Here is a 21,667-nt window from a genome sequence, read left to right as displayed (position 1 = left end):
TATTGTATTACTTTTCTCTGGCAGTGTAAACTTTATCCCAGTCTGATGCAGGAGGATTCTGAAGATAGGCTTTGCATCTTTCTTCATAAACAGATGAAGCTTTATCATTAAATTTTTCTTTAATATAGCTAAATATTTCGATCGCTTCCTTAAATCTGAAATTTCTGTAAAGATTTAGAGCTTTTTCAAAATCTTTTATTGCAGGCTCAAAAGCAAGGTTTTCTATAACTTCATATATCTTTACAGGCTCTTTTTTACCTTTAACTCTTATGAGATCAAGTTCTCTTATAATAAACTCTTTCTTCTGTTTTAAAGCATTGAAGGTGCTTTCACTTATTATTATTCTTGTTCCATAAAATTTATTTAATCCTTCAAGCCTTGATGCTAAATTTACGGTATCTCCAATGGCAGTGTAGTCAAATCTCATATCTGTACCCATATTTCCTATTACTGCCTCTCCTGTATTTATTCCTATTCCAATATCTATTTCGGGAAATCCATATTGAATAAACTTTTCATTTAAATTTTTAAGCTCTTTTGTCATCTCAATAGCAGTTAAGACTGCTTCTTTAGCATGTTCCGAAAACTCCACGGGTGCGTTATATAATGCCATTATGGCATCACCTATGTATTTATCAAGCATTCCTCTGTGTTTAAGAACAATCTTCGTCATTGGATCAAGATAACTATTAAGAAGCAATACGAGTTTTTCAGGCTTAAGCTGCTCTGATACTGTAGTAAAACCTCTTACATCTGAAAAAAGCACAGTTATTGTTCTTTTTTCTCCACCAAGCTTTAATGCATCAGGATTTTTCATTATTATGTTAACAACTTCAGGTGAGACATAGCTTGAGAAGGCTTTTTTAAGAAATCTGCTTTTTTTCTCAATTATTAAGTTTCTGTATGCCTCTGAAAGCACATAACACAAAGAAAGAGCAACAAAAGGGTAAATCAAAGAGAGATCCAAAAAGTAGTTTTTGAATATAAAAAGATTGACAAAATATGTTAAAAACGAAAAAGCCATAAATATGGTGAGTGAAAGGAAAGTTCTTGATACTTTGATGAAAATAAAGCTCAGCAAAATTGCAGGCACTGTTATAAATAAAATATCAACCAGTGTAACCCATGCATTGTAAATTAAATACTGATTTTTCAGGATATTTGAAACAGCGGTTGCAGATATTTCAACTCCCGGCATAACAGGATCCACTGGCGTACTACGGATGTCAGCAATTCCTATTTCTGTAGCACCAATAAAAATTATTGAGTCCTCAGGAATCTGCACATTTCCATCAATAACATCAACTGCTGAAACTGTTTTAAATGTGCCAGCTTTTCCGTAATAGTTAAGAGTAAGACTGCCAGATTCATCAACAGGCGCTGTTTCATATCCAATTTTTATGCTTTTTATTCCATACTGGGCTATTTCAACAATGACTGGAACTTCTTTAAATTGTGCAACTGCTTTAAGTGCAAGATGGGGATAAAGCTCTCCATTGTATAGAGCAAGGAGCGCAATTTTTCTGTAAACTCCATCATTATCGGGAAAAATATTAAAAAAACCTGCCTGGGTTTTTATTGAGGGGATATTAAGCTCTGCATAGGCAAATTCTCGCACTGGCAGGGTTTTTACTTCTTGTTCTGTCTTGATTATTTTTATTCTTGATTCTCTAAGATTTTCATAAGATCGGGGATTGATGTATGTTTCGTCATCTCTGAAATAATATCCCACAACTGCATTTTTATTTACTGTTTCAGAGAGAATTCTGTCAGCCTGAGGATTGGAGACTTCTGAAAAAACAATATCAAGTGCAATGACTTTTGCTTTTTTAAGATTTTCTATCAATTTTGCGATTATTTTTCTGTCCCATGGCCATCTGCCAAGTCTGTCAATACTTTTTGAATCTATAGCAACAATTAAAACCCTTCTGTCAGGCTCAAGATTTCCCCTAAGACGGAATCTTACATCTTTAAGTTTCAAGTCAAAGGATGTTAAAAAATCAATCTTTAAAATGTATAAAAAAGAAACAATGAAAGCTGAAACAAAGCCAATGCACAGAAAAATCAGAAGTTTACTTTTCATCGTCCAGAAGTTTCAGAATTGTCTCTATATTTGTCAAATATTTTCCATCAGGATACTCCTTTTTATACTGAGTAAGTCTTTGCTTTGCCTGTTTTTTAAACTTCAGTTCATAAAGAGTCATTGCTGTAAGATAAAGAGCTGTTTCTTTTTGAGGAGTCTCTGGATACTCCTCAAGAATAAGAAGATATTCAGAAAGCGCAGCCTCAGGATTTCTTAAAAATCTTGAGTATACAGCACCTCTTTCAAGTCTTGCATCTGCCCTTATTTCTGAATTATCACTCAGGTCAAGAGCTATCTGAAACACATAAAGTGCTTCTTCATATCTACCAGCATCGGCGAGATAATGCCCATAATTTATATTCCACCTTGCTATTATATGTGGCAACTCACCTGAAATCTCCCACTCCTTCGGTGGAGCTGCTCCTGTAATCTGTGAAAGTCCTATCTTTGCATCATAAAGAAGTGTTCCTTCTTCCACTTTTACAGGTTCTGTGGGTGTAAGACCTCTTGTATTCTGAACCATTGTATCAGCGGTAAGAGTTTTTTCCACTGTATTATATCCTGAGACGTAGACCGTATTTTCGTTACCAAAAAATACATTAGCCTGTCCTTTTGCAAGCATCATAAATTCTGTCCCTTTTATTCCTGCCACTGCTGTAGGTGTTTTTACCCTGAAGTTCGTTGTCTGTCCTGTAAGTTTTAAAACGGTTGCTCTTATTTTACCCTGAGTTACATAAAAAACTCCGCTCTTTCTGCCTCTGTCAAACAGATAATCTGAAATCTCAAGTTCTGTGTTATCAGAGAGGATAAATCTGCTTCCATCGATGAGTTTTATGTTTGTCCAGCTTTTTGACTCTGTTTTTATCCAGTAGCCAGAGTTTAATAATAACCCTGCTGTTGCTTTTTTATAGGGAATACCTGAGTGCTCTCTGTAAAAAACATTGCCTTCAATTTTCTCAATCTCTCCAACTGCTCCATAGGCAACTGCTGATAAATAAAATATGGATAAAATAACAAAAATTACTGCCTTCATAATTACCTCCTGCTTTTTATTCAATGTCATCCTTGCCGAGTCCATTCCAGATTTCATGGGCTCTCATAAGGTATTCTTTTGCTTTCTCCTGGTCACCAATTTTTTCATAAAATATGGCAAGAGTTTGCATATCAAGGGCTATTTTTTTCGGAATTGCCAGTTCTTTGTCAATCTCCAGTGCTCTAAGAAAATAGTCTTCTGCTCTTTTTTTATCCCTATCTAAGTAAACAATACCAAGAAGTCTTAATGAATTAGCCTCTTCAACTCTGCTCATTTTCTGGTTAATATCAAGAGCTTCATTGAGTAACTTTTCAGCCTCATCATTTTTATTTTGTTTTATTCTGACTCTTGCAAGAAGGTTTAATGATTTTATCTTTATGCTGGTGATCTCTGAAAGAGTGAGTTTTCTTAAAAACTCTTCCACATCCTCATTGACAATAAAGCCTATTCTTGCCCTTTCAAAATCAAGCTCTTCAATTGTTTCCTCTGGCAGAGATGCTCTTTTAGAAAGCTCTACTGCTGTATCAATAAAATTTTTAGCCTCCTTTATCTGTTTTTCTGATGTATAAAGCCTTGATAGACTTATCAAAATTATAACAGTGGCATTGTCATCCTGAATTAAACGGGATTTTTTTAAAGCCTCTGTGTAAAGATTTTTTGCTCTTTCATTTTGTCCTCTTTCAAAGGCTTTATTTGCCTGCAAAATTAAACTATTCAGTTCTTTTATTCTGTAAGGTTGCTCCAATGGAGCTTTATAGCATGCCTGAATTATGAAAAGGAATAAAAGAGTTATTCCTGAAATTTTCAATTTATTTTTCATAGGTATCTGCCTCTACAGGCTTTATTTTCTGTGGTTTAATTCCCTCTCTTATGGGCCAAAGTCCCTTTATGCTCTGCAGTATCTCATCAAGATCTTGCATGTTCTTTTTGGCTCTTTCAACCATTATGGGTAAATCCTCCTTTGTTGCTCCCTTAATCACTTTTGCTGTTTCATTAAGCTCTTGAGAAAGCCTTTGCAGAGATTTTATAAGCTCTGTAAGCTCCTGCAGTGCTTTATCTGATTTTTCTGCTATCTCAGGAGTTTTTCTGTTCAGTTCCTTAAGTAATCTGTTAATTTGCTCTGTGGTCTCTATTAAATTTCTGGATATTTTTTCAATGTTTTCAATGCTTTTTTTAATATTACCCTGGGGTTCATTTATGTAGTTTATCGTTTCCCTTATACCCTGAAGAATATCGGAAATCTCGCCCTTGAGCTCTCCTGCAATCTCCTCAATCCCTGTCTGCTTGAAAAACTTTATTGACTGCCCTGGCTTAAGAGGCTTTCCATCTCCAGGTAAAATTGCAATGTAAGACTCGCCAATAAATCCCTCCTTGGCAAAAATTGCTACTGTGCCTTCCTTAAACCATTTAGCTTGATTTTCTTCTATGGAAAGGATTACTTTTACAAAGCCATTATCCTGAAGTTGCATATCTTTAACTCTTCCAATTTTGAATCCTGATAGTTTAACAGGCATACCACTGTAAAGTCCTGTTGCTTTTGTTGTAATGAAGTAGAAGTTTTCTGTTTTTATAAATACTCCTCTGTGTTTTGCAATGAAAAAAAGAAGGATGCTCACTCCTATGAGAGCTATTGCAATAAATAAAAAAACTTTACCTTTGAGAAAAATAAATCTCGGATCTGTCTGTTTAATTTTCTGCATATTTAATTACATCTGCCTTTTCAATTAATAAACTTTCTCTTTCTGAACCAAGAATGTAAAGCATTGTGCTACTGTCTGTGAGCGCTTGTATTTTCTCAATGAGCCACTTTTTTTCTGATTCTTCAGCTCCATCAAAGGGATATTCAAAGATAAAAATCTCAGGATTCATTAAAACTGCCCTTGCAATTGCAATGATCCTTTTTTCAAAATTTGTAAGCTCTGCTATAGCACTCATTGGTTCTTTTTTAAATTCAAGTTTTTTAAGTAATTCCATCCCTCTTTTAATAATTTTTTCCTCATCATCCACTTTATGATAAACAGCAGGAAGTATTAAATTTTCCCATGCCTTTAAATTGCTTATAAGTCCTCCTGTTTTGAAAACAATGCCTGTTTTTCTTCTTAATTCAAAAAGGTCATCTCTTGTTGTTTCTTTCAGGTTTTTTCCCATGAAGATAATCTCTCCTTTTTCAGGATTTTTAATACCTGTAATGAGTTTTAAAAACTCACTTCCCTGCTCTTCCTTTTCAAAAATAAAAACAGTTTTTGAACCTTTTTTAATCTCAAAGTTCATTTCTCTTTTAATAAATTCACCAGTTAAATCAAAGGCTTTTATCATTCAATAATTTTCGCAATAAAGTCCATTATAACATCAATCAGAAACAATGAAAAAAGACTTCCAGTAACAGCTTTTGTTGCTATCTGGGGCACTTCAGTTGGACTTTTTACGACAGAGAGTCCCTGCCAAATACAGATTAGAGAAATAGCAAATCCAAAAACAAAAGACTTTATAAAAGATATGACAACTTCTTTAAAGGAAAACTGTGATACAATAGCATCTCCGTAATCTGAAAAAGAAATCCCACTTATAAGGGTTGCAAGAAAAATGCCTCCAAAAATGGCTGTAAGCTGAAAATATACAGAAAGAACAATAGCAGAACACATAATTCCGTAAAGCCGGGGTTTTATTAAATAAACTTCAGGTTTTATTCCCATTGCTTCAAGATACTCAATTTCTCTGCCAAGTTTCATTGTTGCAAGCTCTGTTGCAATAGCAGAGCCACTTCTTGTGAGAATTATGAGTCCTGTAAAAAATGGAGCAATTTCTTTTAAAACGAGCCATAAAAGTATTTTACCAATCATATTGCTTGAGCCTGCTCCAGCTATTGAAGCTGTCTGAAGAACTATAACAAAGCCTATCAGCAATCCTGAAATTGTTACTGCAACAACTGCCTGAATTCCTGTAAAGTATATCTGTCTTAAAAGAACTTCTTTAACAGGTGACATTACTGTCTTTTTGCCCTTACTTTAAATACAAAGTCATAGTTTAAAATATCTTCCCAGCTGTATCCTTTAAGAGTTGAACGGGTATCATCAGCATCTCCATAGGGATTCCCCGGTATGAAAAACCAGTTTATTATAACATCTCCAGAATGCCTAAGCACTATCCAGTATCTTCCCTTTTCTATAATTACCTTATCTGGGAATGTAAAATCAATCCAGTAATAGCCCGGTCTTTTTTGAATGTTTTCAAGAAATACAGGATTTGACCTGAATCCTTTAAGCCCTGGCTTACTGTTTTCATCATATACGAGATCAATATAAATAGTCCCATCACCACCGAATTTTCTCATTGCAAGGGATATTTTTTCAATCTCTACAAGTTCGTCAACTCTGAATGCCTGAGCATAGATGTATTTTGAAGTAACATACTCTGCTGTTTCCCTATCAAGTATTTTCATTGCTCTGTCTCCAGAAATCTGATATAGCTCAACGAGATTAGGGAAATCCATATTTCCGAATTCAAATACCTTTTCTTTTGGTAATAGTGGAGGTGGCGGCGGAGGAGGTGGCTTTTCCACTATCTCTCTTTTAACTATCATTTTGTTGCTTAAAAGATAGGCTTTTGGATAATTCTCTGAAGCTTTTGGTGATATATTAATTCTGTCAAAGAGAAACTGTGCATTGATTGTTTCAGTATATGCAGGCAGGTAAGGATAAGCTTTCCATGTATCATTCACCTCGTCTGATTCAAGAGCGTGAGTTTGCTTTATGTGCCTTGTTGATGTAAACTGTTTTGACTGTTGGGGGTCATAGCTCAGCCATCCAAGATCAGGGAAATAAATCTCTATCCATGCATGTCCTCCCTGTCCCATGCTCTGAACAAGAAAGCTTTTTCCCATTGGAATCTTCCACTGTTCCTTCAAAGTGAGTCCTCCCACAACTCTTGATGGAATTCCAGATGCTCTAAGAAGTGCTATTGCAATGTGGGCAAAGTTCTGACAGTTTCCCTTACCTGTTTTAAGTGTCCATAGGGCATCAAACTGAGGTGGATTGTAGGTGTATTTTATGTGGTCAACAACCCAGTTGAGAATCCTTGTAACTGCTTCATATTCTGTTTGAGCATCTTTTGTAAGCTCCTGTGTAAGCTTTATGATTTCAGGATGTTCAGACTGCACGAGCTCTGTTGATTTGAGAAAAAGTCTTTCAGATTCAGGAATGCTTTTTAGAGGAAACTCTGCTAATGAGTTTTCTGCTTTAAGCTCTGAGCCAACAAAAGCTTCAAAGGTAACTATTACTTTCACTGATTTTGTGAGATTTTTCCAGCTTGCAATGCCCCAGTGATTTTCATACCTGTCAGTTACTGTTTCAAATTTTTCTGGCTCTGGCTCAATTTTTATATCAAGATTCTGGATTTTCTGGGACATGAATTTATTTAAGAAATTCTTTGGAAGAGCAAATTTGAAACTCAGTGTTTCAAGAGGCTCTGGTACATCAAATCGCATCTGCTGGGTTACCTTTATCCTGCTTTGAAGACTTCCTTCAAGAATAAGAGTTTTTGAGAATGCAGAAGGGCAGAGGAAAACTATAAAAAATAGTATCAGAATTTTATAAACTATCAAAATTTTTCTCATGACTTTTTCTAATGTATTCCTTTTACAATGTCAAATTTTTCTACCATTCTACAACGCTTTTTTTCTTGTTAAAGCAACCCTTACTTTTTCATTCCAAGTCTCTTTTACTTTGTCATTCTGGTCTTTTTCTTTGTTATTCTGTTCCTTTACTTTGTCATTCCTGCCCTTTACTTTGTGATTCCGAGGAGCGTTAGCAACGAGGAATCTCCTCCTTTTTTACCCTTCTTTGTCATTCCTTTTTTACCCTTCTTTGTCATTCCTTGTTTACCCTTTTTTGTCATTCCGAGCGAAGCGAGGAATCTCCTCCGCTTTTTTCGCTGTCACAAGGAGATCCCTCGCCTTCGGCTCGGGACAAGCCCTCTGAATGACAAAGAACATCATCTAATCACATACATTGTTTGTGCATCTGCCACTGCAGCACTGGCTATTAGAGGTGCACCACCAGCCTGATGGTGTGCATGGTTTGACAGCTATCATTGTTTCAATTTTTCCATCTGAATTCATTGCAAGGCAGTAATCAACTCTTTGAGAAGCTGTGGCAGTATCTTGATTTTGTGTAACTGCAAATCCAGAAATAACAAATACCACAAAGCAGACAGCAATCAGAAAAAGTTTTCTTACCATTTTCTAACCTCCTCTGTTTTTAATTTAAGCTCCTCAAGGAGCTCACTATTTTGTCTGAACATTAAGTTTTATCTCAAAAAACTCTGTTGCTTTGCTCTGTCCTTTCTCAATAATCTGGACTCCTCTTGTTTTATCAGCAATTTCATCAAGCTTTGTTCGTATCTTATAAACCCCTCCAGCTGGTTCAAGATCAACTGTCCCCAGCTCACCTGTGCTGGCATAAACAATGATGCTTTCCTCTCCAAAGGGTGGTGTCACCTCAAGTTCAAACCTGTCAGGACCTGAAGGAATCTCATAAACAACTCCTCCTTGAAAGTAGTTGTCTTTTCTGTAAGGATTTGGAAGAATCTGAACAAGGCTTCCATCTGCTTGTCTGTAAACAACTCTTGCATAAAAGGGCTTGTTACCTCTGAGGAAAATTTTAATTCTCTCACCAGCGTGATACTCCTTTTTATCTGTCCAGAGCTGAACTTTAAGTGGAGCAGAAGGGTCATCAAGTTCCTTTGCCTGAGAGAGTCTCTTCATAGCCTCTTCATCAGGGATCACCTCTGCCTTAATTTTAATTCTGTAACAGTCTCCTACCTTTGGTGGTCCAGTGTCCCATTTTGCCTGAGAATCAATCACCCTTACCTTTGCATTTGCATAGGCTTTAATAATGTCATTCTGAAGTTCAAAATCCTTAACCTGTGTTTCTACTTGAATGTATGTTGATACCTGCTCAATTGCCTTTCTCTTTGCATCCTGAAGGGCAGTCTCCTCTGTCTGGCGTTTTGTCCTGTCCTCACTCATACAGGCATAACCTTCTGATTCTGTAATTGTGGACTGAGCTCCGTAAAGATATGAAGTAAAAAGAACTGGCAGTATTATTACTATAAAGAGTTTAATCCTCATTGTAACCTCCTTCTTCTTTGGCTAATCAAATTATAAGCTCTTATTAAGAAGTTTTCAAGGTAATTTTCACTTTTGAATCTTTTTGAACTTTAAACTTTGAATTTTGAATCTTGAATCACCTCACCTTGCATATGGGGAATGCCTGTCCGCTTGGTGTGGCTGTTGGATACTGGGCACGCTTGAAGACCTTCTCTGCCAGTGCTGGCACCTCACTGTCCACATAGCTTGCTATCTCAAGGGTCCTGATAAACCCATCCCTGTCTGTGTCTGCCTTACCCTTCAATCCTTCTGTAAGTACATAGGTAAAGAGCCCGTGCCCCTGATAGCCTTCCATCGCTTCCTGCAAAGATGTTGATGCACTGAGTATCGTTGAGCCCACAGCACGACTGAGTATCTTCATTGCTGTCTCCTCACTCATTCCCCTTGTAAGCATCGCCATCTGAAGCGCCTCACCGAGTTTCCCGGCATTGCAGGTGTCTATGACTATGAGCTTCTTTGTTGATGGCACATTGGCTATGAGCTCTTTCAGCTCTGTCTGTGTAAGGGCATCCTCCTTGAGCCTGAATGTACTTAAAGAACCAACATTTGAGGTGATAAGAAAATACTCTCCCTCATCCACTGTGCCGTGGCTTGCCACATAAAAGACAAATACATCTTCAGGGTTTACTGTCTTCATACCTTCAAGAGTCTTTTTGATATTTTCCTTTGTGGTCTCCTCTTTTGTTGCAAGAAGTTTGACCTCTACCTTTTCAAATAAAGGTTTGGCAACCTGTTTTAATGACTCAGCAAAAAGCTTTGCATCCGCCACTGCGTATCTGAGCTGAAGCTTCGGGTTTTTGTATTCATTAATGCCTATGACAACTGCATACATAGAGGGCTTTCTGATTGAAAGTGTGGCAACTACCTTATGCACCGCAGGGTTACTCTGCATGGTGTTGTCTCCATTAAAGGCAACTGCCTTGATAATGTTTTCACCATTAAGGAGCTTTACTATGTAGGTCTTATAAATCGCCTTCTCCCCGGGCTTTGGCGTAATCTTTATCCCCCTTGCACTGTCAACTAACACTGCTGTCTCATTAAGATATAGCCTCACATCCCCAATGCCACCACCAGCATCTGTAAGCCTCACGGTAACCCTTATCTCATCCTTCTCTGTGGTTGATGGAGTATCAATTATCTCTACCACAGGAGGCTGTTTTACATCAGCCAATGTCTTAAAGTCCTTTAACGAGCCTCCTGATAGCGCAAGCTTTACAAGGTCAGGACGATAAAATGTCTCACGGTAGTTTTCAATGCCATAGACATTGTTGCCAATGCGGACATTAAGATGCTTATCACCGTTGGGAGAGGCATTGTAATAGCCTTCAGGAGTAATAACTATCCATTCACCGTCAGTAAACAGGATGAATTTGGCAAGTTCACTATTAGTTTTGGCATCGCGAAGGGATAATATGCCTGTGGCATCATCCACTGTTGCCTTAAATATACTATTTAAAGATGTTGCTTCTCCACTCACTACTATTAGACCTTCATTATTATAAGCATCTTTGGGTACATACGGGCGTATAAAGTCTGTAAACTCTGTCATAGTAATAAGTGAACCATTATAAATATCCCAGATAACCCATTTTTTACTTGCAACTGCTACCAAATATTTTTCAAATTTTTTTACTACATATTGTTGTCTGGCGTGTAGTGGACTAAATTTTCTGACTTCTTTACCTGAAAAAATATCCCAAAGAATAATATTGCCTTCTTCATCACCAGTAAGAAGATAATCTTTATAAAATGTAGCTTTGGTAAACTTCTGCCCTTGAAGTTGTAATTTTTTTTCTAAATTATCTGAGGAATAAACATTATTTGCTGAAGTTATAAAATATTTACCATCAGGAGAAATAGAATTAATTTCTTCATTGGAATTTATTTTTCTTAATTGACTCCCAGATCGAATATCCAAAAGTTCTATTGAATTTGGTGTTTTTATTAATGCATATCTGCCATAAGCATTTATAAGTTTACTGTGATCAGATATCTTATATAGTTGAATTCTTTTGCCAGTTTTCAAATCTATTATATGGAGAAAATTATTTTCTGTTGTTGTCAAAACAATTTTAAGTTCTGACGAAATTATGGTAGATGTAGGGGTGTCGGACAATTCATAATTCCATAATGTTTTACCTGTTTTTATATCTATAAGAGTAAGAGTAATATCAAGCCCTTTGTAAGGATCATAGTTAATTATTGCTGCATTTTTTAGGTCACTAGAGATACTAATCGGCACTATCCATGAGGGTAATATCTTATATAATAATTCTCCTGTCTCCAAATCTATAAGCGCAATCATCCTATGGAATTTGGATGACAATAATGCATATTTACTGTTAGGATAAATGGCTATTTCATCAGCAGTTATCTCCGATTTAAATATCTTTATAGCTTGGTTAGTTTGTATTTCAAAAAGTATAATTTTGTCTACAAAAACAGCCAGAAGCGACTTTGCATCTGGTAATAAAATTGCTGCGGTGGGCATGTCACTGATTCCTTGAGGGAACTGAAATGTTTTAAACAACTTACCCGTTTCTATACTCCATATTTTTAAAATATTAACTCCTGTCTGATCACCTGATAATACATATCTACCATCTTGAGAAAAATTAAGAATAGCAACCGGTTGCAAGTGCCCCAACTGCACAAAAATCTCTGGCTTTTCAGCGGCATATGAGGGGTTTATGCTAATCGCACAAAATATATTCAAGCAAACTAAAAATAAAAGAACCTTTCTGCTAATCATATGTATCTCCAGCTAACTTTTCAAATTATTTTATATCTTTTTTCAACGCCTTTTTTAACTCTGCAAGGAAATTCTTATAAAGAGCATTTTTTGTTTTTATCAGTTCCTCATGAATTTCTTGATAAAGTTCCTTTGCCTTATCAATCTGCCCTGATTTTGCATAAATGAGAGGTTTTATGAGCAATGTAAGGCTATCTGAACCTCCTTTTTCTAATTTTTCCATAATCTCAAATGCCTCGTTGTATCTCTTTTTATGAGCCATGACGAGGGCTAAAGCAGTAAGGGTCAATCTGTCTTCAGGGTTTAATTCCTCTGCCCTTAATGATAACTCCTCAAATTCCCTGTAATCTCCTTTTGATCGTAAAATAAGTGCCTTCAGTGCCAGAACCTGTGAGGCACTGGATTGTAATAATTCCTGTGGGATAAGTTCTACATTTTTTAATTCAGTAGAGTTTTCAGAGTGGATTGTTAATCTGATTTTATCATTTTTGTTTATATATTCAACAAGCATCTTAACAATGTCGCCTTTTTCTCTAAAAAGCCTTAAATCCTTTCCATCAATATTTATAATTTTATCTCCCTTCTTTAAACCTCCCCTTTCAGCAGGGCTATTTTTTCTAACAGAGAAAATCTGAGGATAAATCTCGCCCTTAACAATGTTTACACCTATACCTCTCGATTTTAGCAATGAAACTGCCTTGTCAGCCATTTTTAAGGCTTTGTTGAAGTTTCCCTTGCTTGCGTATAGATAGGCAAAATGTCCGTATATGCTCGGCTCATTGGGATTTTTAGCAATCATTCCATTCAACAGTTTTTCTGCCCTGTCAAGGTCTTCAAGCTCAATAAGTGCATGGATTATCTTTAGCTGGTATGGTAGAATTTTATATTCGCAGTCAACAGGAGGAACATCCCCCCTGTAAAAGAACTTATTTAATAAACCTTCACTCTCACATTCCTCTTTTAGAAACTTTATCGCCTTTTCAAAGGAGGTAACTGCATCGTTATAATTTCTCTCTGCAACATATACCTCACCTAAAATCCCATAGGCTTTGTAAAGACCATTGTCAAATCTTAGATTTAGGGCTTTTTGAACAAGATATTCTGCCTTATCTAATTCTCTCTCATAAAGATAGATATTTGCCAGAGAGATGTATGATAAAGGGTCATACGGTGAATTTTCAATCTCCTTTAGCAGGATTTCTTTTGCCTTATTGTATTGCTTGGCGGCAAGATAGAAATTTAAAAGTTGTGCAAGGTCTTTCTTATCAGAAAGTTCCACTGCCTTTTTGTATGCCTTTTCTGCCTTTTCATAATCAAGTCTCTTTAAATACTTTTCTGCAAGGTTTTCAATTGCCACCGTATTTTTATTCTTTTCGTGTATATCGAGAACTTCATCAAAAGTATACAGGCATTTATCCTGCAAAGGCTTTGTTGAAGGTTTTTTGTCAATATAACAGAAAAATTCATGAGAAGCCCCTCCAAGCCCGCTGAATGTAATAAAGGTTCTATGCGGAGTCTCAAGATTCAGCTTTTCTGCAGTTTGTTTTAAGGTTGGATAAAGAGGATATTCAGGATTTATCAATGGAGTGATTTTCCCGCGATAGAAGTTAAAATTTATCCCTTCGTAATCTGTTAAATCAGCATCTTCAGGAAAAGGTTGAGAACATTCAATCGCAAAAAGGTCATTTTTCTCTATCCTTCCGTCTTCAATAATTCTTCGTGATTGTTTGTAAATTATACTTCTATTTTTTACATGGATTTTTAAGTTTTCCAAAACACAATCTTTAATCTCAAACTCAGCATAGTTTTCTTTGTTTATGCCGTATTGGACTTTGTTTCCTGCAAGGTCTGTTTTAACTTCTACACAGCTGTATTTTTCAATCTCCGCCTTCGCATAGATGGAGGTGATGAGAAGAAAAAAAATGGATATAAAAATCTTTTTCATGACTTATCCTCACCTTTTACTTCTCTTTACATTTACAACATCTTACTTCATCATAACAAGATTTATCTTCACATTCACAATTACAACAGGTCATTGCATTTCTGCAGAAATTGTCGGGTCTGCAATTCCAGCATAGTAAGTTATCTTTCATTTCATTAGTATAGTCAAACCTTTCTGAATAAATGTTTTGGACTGATTGCTTTATGGCTTTATCCTCTCCAGCATACAGATTAACCATGCTGCACAGAAGCAAAACTATCACAATTAAAAGTTTTTGTAACTTTCTCATGATATACCTCCTTTTGTTTTAATTTAATATGCAGATTATACTTTATTTACACTCTATACTTTACCTTTCTGAACCCCCTTCCTTTTCTATCTTTGGAGTAGGAGTTGGGATTTTCTCGTTAATATCTTTTAAAAAATTTTCCCTTTCCTGCTGGGGCTGTGCTGGACCTGGGAAGCTACTTCTTCTGTTTTCCTGTTCTGCCTTTTTGCTTTCAATTGCCGTATCCACAGCTTCTTCAAAAGCAGAGCGTGCAAATACCTGATTTGCAAGAAAAAAACTCACTACTAACATAAAGGCTAATAACTTTCTCATAATACACCTCCGTCAAATTTATTTCTTTCTTAGCTCTGGATGGGCTTCAAAATAATCATTAAGCTCATCAAGTGTAAAATCATCAAGAAAGTTCGGTTCATATCCCCAACCTCTTTCTACCTTCCTTGCATAAGGTGCAATATTTGATATATCAATGTTCAAATCATCTCTGAACTTATAAGCTCCTTCATAACGAAGCATCTGAAGATAGATTTTGCTTTTTTCTGTGAAAATCTCATCTGCCTTTTCATAAATGGGCTTGAGTTCCTTCAGATAAACCTTTGATGTGGTGCTTAATTCAGGTCTGCGTTTTTCTGGGAATGCTTCAATTATCTTTATTCGCTCATTTTCATTTATTCCAAGACTTCCTGGAAGTATGAGCACAAGCTCAATTCTTCCAAATCCGCCTATTATGTTTGAAGTCTTCAATGGATAATATAGTTTGTCTGTTTTAAACCTGTAGATTAATGGCTCTATAAACCTCGGTGTCTTCTTTACTTCAACATAGTCAAAGACAAAGTATTGAATGCCTCTTTTTATATAATCCTCTGCAATAGCTGAAAAATTCTTAAGGGCTTTGAGCTCAATCTTTTTAATTCCTTTTTTATCAAGAAAATCAATGACCCAGTTATTAAAACCATTTATATCATTTATCTTTATCACTGTTACATCATGAAGCCCTATCTTCTGGCTTAATCTTATCTCAACAGGCTCAGTCCCCGCACCACCTTTTGTAATTGGTCCTTCAAACTCTATCCTTTTAATTCTCAAAAGCTTATTTATCGCTTCAAATGGATTCCCCTTAGCAAGGCTTACCGCTGGTTCTGAAGGAAAGGGAATAAATTCTAAAACCCCTGTTTCCTTGTCTGCTTTAAGTTCTGTCCCGAGAATAAGCACCTCTTCTTCTTTGTTGTGAAATATGATTGCCTTCTGAGAATCCTCACTCAAACTTGCATCATCCCACCAGAAATGTCCTTTGTCTGCAAATAATAAAGAGGGAGATAAAATCAGCAGAAAAAATATAGTTGCAATTAATTTTTTATTCATTGTTTTCTCCTTTATTTTTTTAATCTTTCTGCATTTTTACAAGCCCTGTCGTCTTTGAAAGTATTGCATAAATAGAGATATTCTTCCCTTGCCTTTTGGGGCAAATCCAGCCTCTCATAAATCTCAGCTTTCTGATTTGAAATCTGTGCTGCAAAAGCAAACCAATAAAAGGCTTCTGCCTGTTCTTTGTTGAGTTTAGCAAGTTTTTTGGTAACATCAGCTCTATCTGTGTCACTTTTTGCCTTTTCCATCTCTGATGACAAAGAAATAACTTCATTTATGCTCAATGCCTTTTGTGCCTGTGAAAGATTTTTATCCACAATTTTTTTCGCTTTGCTTAAATAACTTAGTTGAACATCATAATTTCCTCCATGGGAAAGATAAAGATACACAAGCAAAAGTAAATCAATCCCTTGAGGATTTCTTTTTTCCAGAAGAGATATACCTTTTTTGAAATATTCCTCCTTTAAGGGAGGCTCTACTCTATAAGACATAAAAAGATACTCTTCTGCAGATGCAGTTCCTGAAGAAATCTTCTTTTCAAGTTTTGAGATTAGTTCTTTACCTTTTTTCTCCCGTTCATCCTCGCTTTTTTGCCTCATCTCTTTGAAGGAAACACCCGCTACCCTCTCTTCCCAACCTCCCCCAAATAGGTAGTATTCAATTTTGCCATATTCTGATTTGACATATTGAGAGAATAACGCCTCTTCTTTAGATATTGTTTCATCTAATTTAGCCTCTTCCCTTTTTTCTACTTCTTCTGCCTTGGCGATAAATTTATTTCTTAAATCTTCAAATACTTTTTCTCTTTTTTTATTACCACGCCTTATATAATAAGCCCTTGCTACACTATATGCAGATGCTTTCTTTCTATAATTTTCAGCAAGACAGGCTAAGTCTTCTTCTTTACAAAGAGAAACAGCCATGTCTATCTCTTTTAATGCTTTATTGAGGTAATCTTCTATTACTTCGTAGTTATACTGGTCTGTTTTAGCCTGTTCTAATTCAGCATCATGTAGTTCCTCCAGATATATTGAAGCCCTAAGATAATACAAATCACCTTTATTCGAGGCGTTTAACGCCAATGCCCTGCTTATATCTTTTAATATCCTCTCATCGTAGTCCTTTTTATTTTCATCCTGATTCTCCATCCATTTTATTTTGTGAAGTGTATCTGCCCGAAGGGCATAAGCATCTGCATAGTTTTCATCAAGCGCTATTGCTCTGTTTATACTTTCTACAGCATCTCTTAAAGCATCAAGTTTATCTTCTCTCTCTTTGTCACTGGATGGTTCGCCTATGTGTTTATCTATCATGGCTTTTGCAATACCAAGGTAAGCCTGAGGCAAATCTGGATTGAATTCTAAGGCTTTTTCATAGGCTTTTAACTTTTCATCGGTATCCCAAACTTCCTGAGCCCTTTCAAGCCAGAGGTTTGCCTTGTATTTTTTTTCCTCTTCGGAGATGAGTTTAGCTATTTTTTGTTTATCTCCAGCTGTTGCAAATTCAAGCTGTCGTTTAAGTTTTGCCATTTCCTTATCCTGTTTTTCAAACTCTGCTTTAAGCCTGTTATAAGCTTCTACGATGCTCTGGTCTTCTCTTACTTTTTTAAGATTTGCCTCTATCTCTTCCTGGGTCATGGTTGCTTTTATCTTCACATAAAACCTTATTGCATCCACATCACCGAGCACTGACTTTTTCTTTTCAATGACTTCTACTTTCATTGAGTGATTGGCAATGACCTCAATAACATCGCTTTCAAGGGCAAGATTCTTAACCTTTGTATAGCTTTTTACATATGCACCCGCCTGCTCTGCCGCTTTCTGTATCGCTGCCTTTTTCGCTCTTTCCTCTGCCACCTCCATTGTCTCCCCATTACCCATAACATATTCACCATCTGCAGTAATGACCACAGGTTCAGAGGCAAAGGCCACTGTAAAACCAAATCCTAAAAAAATACATAACATCATACAAAACCATAAAATCGTTTCAATAAAAACAGGTTTTTTTATTCTGCCTATCCAATCATTTAGGTTCATAAACCCTCCCGATAAATAGTATTGCACCAGTTTTGTTGTGCTGGATTATGAAGATAAACGGATGGTCTGCACGAAATACAACTGGTTTTTTCGGCTCATTTAAAGCTGATTTAGTTACCATAACCACAGCAGTTGCTGCCGCTGCCTCTGTGCCTTCTTCATTGACCTCTACAAATGCCTTATGGATTACTTTATCTATTTTGAGCTTCTTTGTGCCATCCATGCCTGAAAAGTCAGCAAAATTAGAAAAGGCAGTTGGCATTCCCATTTCAGCAAAAACTGAGTTGAGTGAGTATTCTGTTTCAAACTTAAACCTCGGCAGGTATAATTCTACAAGCCTTAAACTTAAACTTCTTTTTATCCCCTCTATTTTTTCATAGCTTAAAGTCTTTTCCAAGTTCTCCAGATTTCCCTTTGGAAGCAATATCAGCATGGAGAGTTCTTCTCCTTCATAGGGAAGTTCAAGGGCTTGCAGTTCATCTGTTTCAGCATAGTTAAACTCAGGGTAGTCATTAAACCCTTTCATAGCCATTCTCATCATTGGCACTTTTATCTTTTTATCTGCCGTAACCTTGAAGTCATCATCTTTTGTTAATTTTTTATCAAACTGGAGCTTCCATTTACCTTTAAAGTATATCGCATTTGTAAGGATGAGCCTTGTATCCTGAGATACTGCTTGCGGTTTTATTATATCCTTGATTTTACCATTTGTATGCCCCAAAACCCAGCTATTTATCATTGATACTGCCTGTTCCCTCTCTGATGGATCAATAAATCCAACATTAGTTGCCTTTCCATGGTAATATCTTTCCACTGTTTTAAGATAATCTTCTAAAAATTTATAACTCTTTTCAGCCCAGAGGGCATTAGCAGTGTGGAGTTCGTATTTTTTGTCCTTTTTATTTATCTCATTAATTAATTTGAGAAATCCCTCTCTACGAGCCTTATCGTCCACAGGGAAATGAAAGACTTTTTCCATCTCTTCTTTTGTCTGCCCCCTTGCTCCTTCATAGGTCATAACCATGGCAGAGATTATACTGAAAGGCGAGAAGAATAGATTTTTATCCTCTTTACCATGTGTGAGCTTTTGGTAGATTTCAAAGGTAAATCTATTGTTTGCATCTGGAATGTCCTCAGCCTTACAGGGAAGGGGGGTAGAAATAAAAACCATCATCAGAATAATTGCTGTAATAAAATATTTAGACACATTACCCACGACATACCTCCAGAGATTTTTATTTAATCCTTTCCCCACAGTTAGGGCAAAATAAGAATGTCTCCTTTACTGGATTTCCACAGTAGGGACAATAATTTGTAGAGCCTCTATCGCTTTTTTCATTCCTTACCCCTTTAATAGATTCATCTTCTTCTGATTGTTCAACAATATCGTATTCAGAAATTCTTTTTTCACTGAATGCATTTTTATAGGAATAAATTGCACTTCCAATTCCACCCACTACTATTACAACGCCAACCAGCATAAAAACAAGATGAATAAAAGTCCCACCCTCACCGTGTTCAGAAAATTGGGAATTGATAAGTATCAGCATCAATAGTGCTAAAATTATAAATACGATTGACCCCGCAAAACCTATTTTAGACGGCACTCGGCCTGGCATTACCTGTTTCATGGCTTACCCCCCCTTATATTCTATTACATATAAAGTCTTATCAATCTTTTTAAACGCCCTCATGAGTTTAATCCCTTTGTAAACCTCTGTCTCATCAGATGATTTGATGGCAAGGCTCATAACATTGATGGCATCAGCAATAGACTTGCCATCGTCTTTTTCTTTAGCTGTTTCTTCGGCTGTGCCAGTATAACTACAGCAAATTTCAAATAATTTGATAGACTGGTTGGGTTTTAATACTACTTCTACAAAGCATTCATCTTGATTGTAGATGAATTCATCAGACTGCAATAATCTGCAGTTTTCAAAATTTTCATCACATATCTTTGGAAAACAGTTGTTTTTTATTTCTTTTTCAAACTTGCAAGGTGTGGGTTTGATTTTTTCATAAAGTTCCGGATTTTTCTTTTTCAATCTTTCAAGATAGGGGGTTGTCCTTTCAGGTTCTACTGGATATTTAAAAGTAACCACTATTTGATCTTTTGAGCTATTAAGCACAAAGAACTCTGTTGTCCATGAGCAGGACTGAAGAAAAAACATTAATAGTATAGTTACAAAAACCTTTTTCACAAAAACCTCTATGGCTTCATCCTTTCAGGCTCCTTGATAACATATCCTTTTTCTCCTTTATTATCTATCTTCTTGATTTTTTCAAGCTCAGCCTCTAATTGCTTAACTTTTTCCTCATCTTTTCGCTGTTTATACCTGTTAATCTCCTTGAGTATAGAGTAAGTTGTTGCATTTTTAACATCCTTTCTTATCTTCATTACAACTTCTGATAAGGCATGATATATGTTTTTTTCATTTTCTATGGTAGTTCTTTCTCTAATCTCATAGCCTCCTATATCAAAATAATCTGGATCGTTTAATGATGATTTCTCCACAATTCCACCCCACTCTACTACTGTAAAACCTTTTCTTTCAGGCGTTTTAATAGCAGGCTCTTTTAAAGTTTGTGGAGCACCAGAACCAGCTTTGAAATTAAAGATAACTCTTATAAATGTGTCAGGCTCTGGATTTATTTTAACTTGCAGGTTTTTTGATAAAAAATCAATGTTCAAAAGTTTTATCTCGTAGTAATCAAATGGATGTTTCTGAAGTTCTTTAAGCCAGTAATCTTTGAAATCCTTAATTTCTCTGCTATTTAAGCCCAGTTTTGGAAGGTATCTATCAAACCAGCTGGATAGATCTTTCTTATAAACTACCCATCCTTCCCCAGGTGGGACAACAGGCTTATGCAGCTTTACTTCATAAAAAAGATATTGATACTTACCGTCTATTAAGCCATCTGGATTAGCAGTCACAATCCATTTATCTTTGTATTCTGGGATTGTCCTTGTTATAATACCATTTGGTTTAAGAGCTACTTCAACCTTCTCTGTTTTTTCAGGATAAAGATAAATTGCAGGTTTTTTAACAATAGGGATAGGATATTTTTCATCCGCTTCTTCGCAGAATAATAACTTAATCTTTTTGGCCTCATCTCTTACAAGAGTAAAACATCTTTTTTCAAGTTTTGATGGACAGCAGGATGGATCACTTTCTTTGTGAGTTAGAAGCGTAAGCAAGATTGAACTTCTCTTAGCTCCAGCAAGAGGGAAAGAATAACCTTTAATAAAGTTTAAGTCTTTTATTTCAACTCTATCTCCAAGTTCAATAGAGTTTGTCTGAACTATTTTATCTTCTTCTTTAACAATTGCGGTAATCTCATAGAAAAAACCGCTTCCACCTTCATTCTCAACCAGTATTACCACAGCAAATGGTCCAACTTCAGATGAGTTTACTGTCAGATATTTTACAAGCTTTACTTTAACAAAGTTTTTTAAATCTTTTTCATTGCCTGGTCTCAGTGGAGCTTCATATTCTCCGTTTTTCAGCATAACAGTTTTATCTGAATAAAGCAGATGATAAGTGAAATTTTTTATTGTCTCCTCTTTAATCAACTCCTCGGCAGCAATAGCCTTAGTTGAAAGAAAAATTAATATTCCTGCTATTAGCAAAGTATAAATTTTTCTCATTTTTCTGCCTCTTTTGCCTTAACTGTTCTGTTTTTGATTTTTTTCATGTAGAAAAATATTGAGATTTGCAGTGCACAGATCACAAAACTGCTTATGGCAAATGCAATCACGCTGCTTTTGAAGGTTGATACTATCTGATTTTTGATTAAAAAGATGCTCAATACTCTGTTTAAAAACATTAACACTGGTAAGGACAACACGGCAAGAGGAATGTAAAAAGCCTTCTTCTGCTTTATCCTAATTGCAACCACGATTCCTGCAATCCAGAATGCCACTGAAATAAGATAAATTAGCAATATCAATTCCGGTAAACCAATCATTTTTCTTTTCCTCCTTTCATACTATGTGACAA

General features: G+C 35.9%; 19 protein-coding genes. All 19 read right to left on the bottom strand.

Going from position 1 to position 21,667, the window contains the following annotated elements; genetic code table 11:
• Positions 1 to 7 precede the first annotated feature (7 nt).
• Positions 8 to 2,083: an adenylate/guanylate cyclase domain-containing protein gene (locus V4D30_RS07315; protein WP_353683670.1), complete on the bottom strand. Its 2,076-nt coding sequence runs from the start codon at positions 2,081 to 2,083 to the stop codon at positions 8 to 10.
• A complete protein-coding gene (locus V4D30_RS07310) occupies positions 2,073 to 3,116 on the bottom strand; it encodes a FecR domain-containing protein (protein ID WP_353683669.1) in 1,044 nt (347 codons plus the stop codon). Before V4D30_RS07310 ends, V4D30_RS07315 begins: the two co-directional genes overlap by 11 nt.
• 16 nt (positions 3,117 to 3,132) lie before the next feature.
• Positions 3,133 to 3,936, bottom strand: a complete 804-nt coding sequence (locus V4D30_RS07305; protein WP_353683668.1) for a tetratricopeptide repeat protein — start codon at positions 3,934 to 3,936, stop codon at positions 3,133 to 3,135.
• Complete coding sequence (locus V4D30_RS07300) at positions 3,926 to 4,816, bottom strand: MlaD family protein (protein WP_353683667.1); 891 nt, start codon at positions 4,814 to 4,816, stop codon at positions 3,926 to 3,928. The genes V4D30_RS07305 and V4D30_RS07300 overlap by 11 nt, the downstream gene beginning before the upstream one ends.
• Positions 4,803 to 5,432, bottom strand: coding sequence for an ATP-binding cassette domain-containing protein (locus tag V4D30_RS07295; protein ID WP_353683666.1), 630 nt, complete (start codon positions 5,430 to 5,432; stop codon positions 4,803 to 4,805). Before V4D30_RS07295 ends, V4D30_RS07300 begins: the two co-directional genes overlap by 14 nt.
• Positions 5,429 to 6,100, bottom strand: coding sequence for an ABC transporter permease (locus V4D30_RS07290; RefSeq protein WP_353683665.1), 672 nt, complete (start codon positions 6,098 to 6,100; stop codon positions 5,429 to 5,431). Before V4D30_RS07290 ends, V4D30_RS07295 begins: the two co-directional genes overlap by 4 nt.
• Positions 6,100 to 7,728 (bottom strand): transglutaminase-like domain-containing protein, encoded by a 1,629-nt coding sequence (locus V4D30_RS07285; RefSeq protein WP_353683664.1) that lies wholly within the window; start codon positions 7,726 to 7,728, stop codon positions 6,100 to 6,102. The genes V4D30_RS07290 and V4D30_RS07285 overlap by 1 nt, the downstream gene beginning before the upstream one ends.
• Positions 7,729 to 8,109: 381 nt before the next feature.
• The gene (locus V4D30_RS07280; protein ID WP_353683663.1) at positions 8,110 to 8,352 is read right to left on the bottom strand and encodes a conotoxin; all 243 of its coding nucleotides are present in this window, start codon (positions 8,350 to 8,352) and stop codon (positions 8,110 to 8,112) included.
• A 45-nt stretch (positions 8,353 to 8,397) separates the two neighbouring features.
• The gene (locus V4D30_RS07275; protein ID WP_353683662.1) at positions 8,398 to 9,243 is read right to left on the bottom strand and encodes a DUF4384 domain-containing protein; all 846 of its coding nucleotides are present in this window, start codon (positions 9,241 to 9,243) and stop codon (positions 8,398 to 8,400) included.
• A 115-nt stretch (positions 9,244 to 9,358) separates the two neighbouring features.
• Complete coding sequence (locus tag V4D30_RS07270; protein ID WP_353683661.1) at positions 9,359 to 11,920, bottom strand: caspase family protein; 2,562 nt, start codon at positions 11,918 to 11,920, stop codon at positions 9,359 to 9,361.
• Positions 11,921 to 12,059: 139 nt separating this feature from the next.
• On the bottom strand, positions 12,060 to 13,979 hold the full coding sequence (locus V4D30_RS07265) for a PDZ domain-containing protein (RefSeq protein ID WP_353683660.1): 1,920 nt from the start codon (positions 13,977 to 13,979) through the stop codon (positions 12,060 to 12,062).
• A gap of 349 nt (positions 13,980 to 14,328) precedes the next feature.
• Positions 14,329 to 14,580 carry a hypothetical protein gene (locus tag V4D30_RS07260; protein ID WP_353683659.1) on the bottom strand — a complete coding sequence of 84 codons (252 nt, stop codon included), beginning with the start codon at positions 14,578 to 14,580 and terminating at the stop codon, positions 14,329 to 14,331.
• A gap of 18 nt (positions 14,581 to 14,598) precedes the next feature.
• The gene (locus V4D30_RS07255) at positions 14,599 to 15,627 is read right to left on the bottom strand and encodes a hypothetical protein (RefSeq protein WP_353683658.1); all 1,029 of its coding nucleotides are present in this window, start codon (positions 15,625 to 15,627) and stop codon (positions 14,599 to 14,601) included.
• An 11-nt stretch (positions 15,628 to 15,638) separates the two neighbouring features.
• Positions 15,639 to 17,666 (bottom strand): hypothetical protein, encoded by a 2,028-nt coding sequence (locus V4D30_RS07250; protein WP_353683657.1) that lies wholly within the window; start codon positions 17,664 to 17,666, stop codon positions 15,639 to 15,641.
• Entirely contained in the window at positions 17,653 to 18,873 is a 1,221-nt protein-coding gene (locus V4D30_RS07245) for a serpin family protein (protein WP_353683656.1), read from the bottom strand. Before V4D30_RS07245 ends, V4D30_RS07250 begins: the two co-directional genes overlap by 14 nt.
• Positions 18,874 to 18,901: 28 nt before the next feature.
• Positions 18,902 to 19,297, bottom strand: a complete 396-nt coding sequence (locus tag V4D30_RS07240; RefSeq protein WP_353683655.1) for a zinc ribbon domain-containing protein — start codon at positions 19,295 to 19,297, stop codon at positions 18,902 to 18,904.
• A gap of 3 nt (positions 19,298 to 19,300) precedes the next feature.
• Positions 19,301 to 19,867 (bottom strand): hypothetical protein, encoded by a 567-nt coding sequence (locus V4D30_RS07235; protein ID WP_353683654.1) that lies wholly within the window; start codon positions 19,865 to 19,867, stop codon positions 19,301 to 19,303.
• A gap of 8 nt (positions 19,868 to 19,875) precedes the next feature.
• Positions 19,876 to 21,315 carry a hypothetical protein gene (locus tag V4D30_RS07230; RefSeq protein ID WP_353683653.1) on the bottom strand — a complete coding sequence of 480 codons (1,440 nt, stop codon included), beginning with the start codon at positions 21,313 to 21,315 and terminating at the stop codon, positions 19,876 to 19,878.
• Entirely contained in the window at positions 21,312 to 21,635 is a 324-nt protein-coding gene (locus tag V4D30_RS07225) for a hypothetical protein (RefSeq protein WP_353683652.1), read from the bottom strand. The genes V4D30_RS07230 and V4D30_RS07225 overlap by 4 nt, the downstream gene beginning before the upstream one ends.
• Between the last annotated feature and the right edge of the window lie 32 nt (positions 21,636 to 21,667).

Origin of the sequence: Thermodesulfovibrio sp. 3907-1M (assembly GCF_040450955.1) — a bacterium.
Lineage (GTDB): Bacteria > Nitrospirota > Thermodesulfovibrionia > Thermodesulfovibrionales > Thermodesulfovibrionaceae > Thermodesulfovibrio > Thermodesulfovibrio autotrophicus.
The sequence above is the reverse complement of the archived record's forward strand: the minus strand, read 5'-3'. Positions and strand labels throughout refer to the sequence as shown.

Coding starts and splice junctions, on each gene's coding strand:
- V4D30_RS07230 (WP_353683653.1), bottom strand. CDS start 21,315: ATGAGAAAAATTTATACTTTGCTAATAGCAGGAATATTAATTTTTCTT.
- V4D30_RS07300 (WP_353683667.1), bottom strand. CDS start 4,816: ATGCAGAAAATTAAACAGACAGATCCGAGATTTATTTTTCTCAAAGGT.
- V4D30_RS07295 (WP_353683666.1), bottom strand. CDS start 5,432: ATGATAAAAGCCTTTGATTTAACTGGTGAATTTATTAAAAGAGAAATG.
- V4D30_RS07315 (WP_353683670.1), bottom strand. CDS start 2,083: ATGAAAAGTAAACTTCTGATTTTTCTGTGCATTGGCTTTGTTTCAGCT.
- V4D30_RS07250 (WP_353683657.1), bottom strand. CDS start 17,666: ATGAACCTAAATGATTGGATAGGCAGAATAAAAAAACCTGTTTTTATT.
- V4D30_RS07240 (WP_353683655.1), bottom strand. CDS start 19,297: ATGAAACAGGTAATGCCAGGCCGAGTGCCGTCTAAAATAGGTTTTGCG.
- V4D30_RS07225 (WP_353683652.1), bottom strand. CDS start 21,635: ATGATTGGTTTACCGGAATTGATATTGCTAATTTATCTTATTTCAGTG.
- V4D30_RS07275 (WP_353683662.1), bottom strand. CDS start 9,243: ATGAGGATTAAACTCTTTATAGTAATAATACTGCCAGTTCTTTTTACT.
- V4D30_RS07265 (WP_353683660.1), bottom strand. CDS start 13,979: ATGAAAAAGATTTTTATATCCATTTTTTTTCTTCTCATCACCTCCATC.
- V4D30_RS07305 (WP_353683668.1), bottom strand. CDS start 3,936: ATGAAAAATAAATTGAAAATTTCAGGAATAACTCTTTTATTCCTTTTC.
- V4D30_RS07290 (WP_353683665.1), bottom strand. CDS start 6,100: ATGTCACCTGTTAAAGAAGTTCTTTTAAGACAGATATACTTTACAGGA.
- V4D30_RS07285 (WP_353683664.1), bottom strand. CDS start 7,728: ATGAGAAAAATTTTGATAGTTTATAAAATTCTGATACTATTTTTTATA.
- V4D30_RS07280 (WP_353683663.1), bottom strand. CDS start 8,352: ATGGTAAGAAAACTTTTTCTGATTGCTGTCTGCTTTGTGGTATTTGTT.
- V4D30_RS07255 (WP_353683658.1), bottom strand. CDS start 15,627: ATGAATAAAAAATTAATTGCAACTATATTTTTTCTGCTGATTTTATCT.
- V4D30_RS07310 (WP_353683669.1), bottom strand. CDS start 3,116: ATGAAGGCAGTAATTTTTGTTATTTTATCCATATTTTATTTATCAGCA.
- V4D30_RS07260 (WP_353683659.1), bottom strand. CDS start 14,580: ATGAGAAAGTTATTAGCCTTTATGTTAGTAGTGAGTTTTTTTCTTGCA.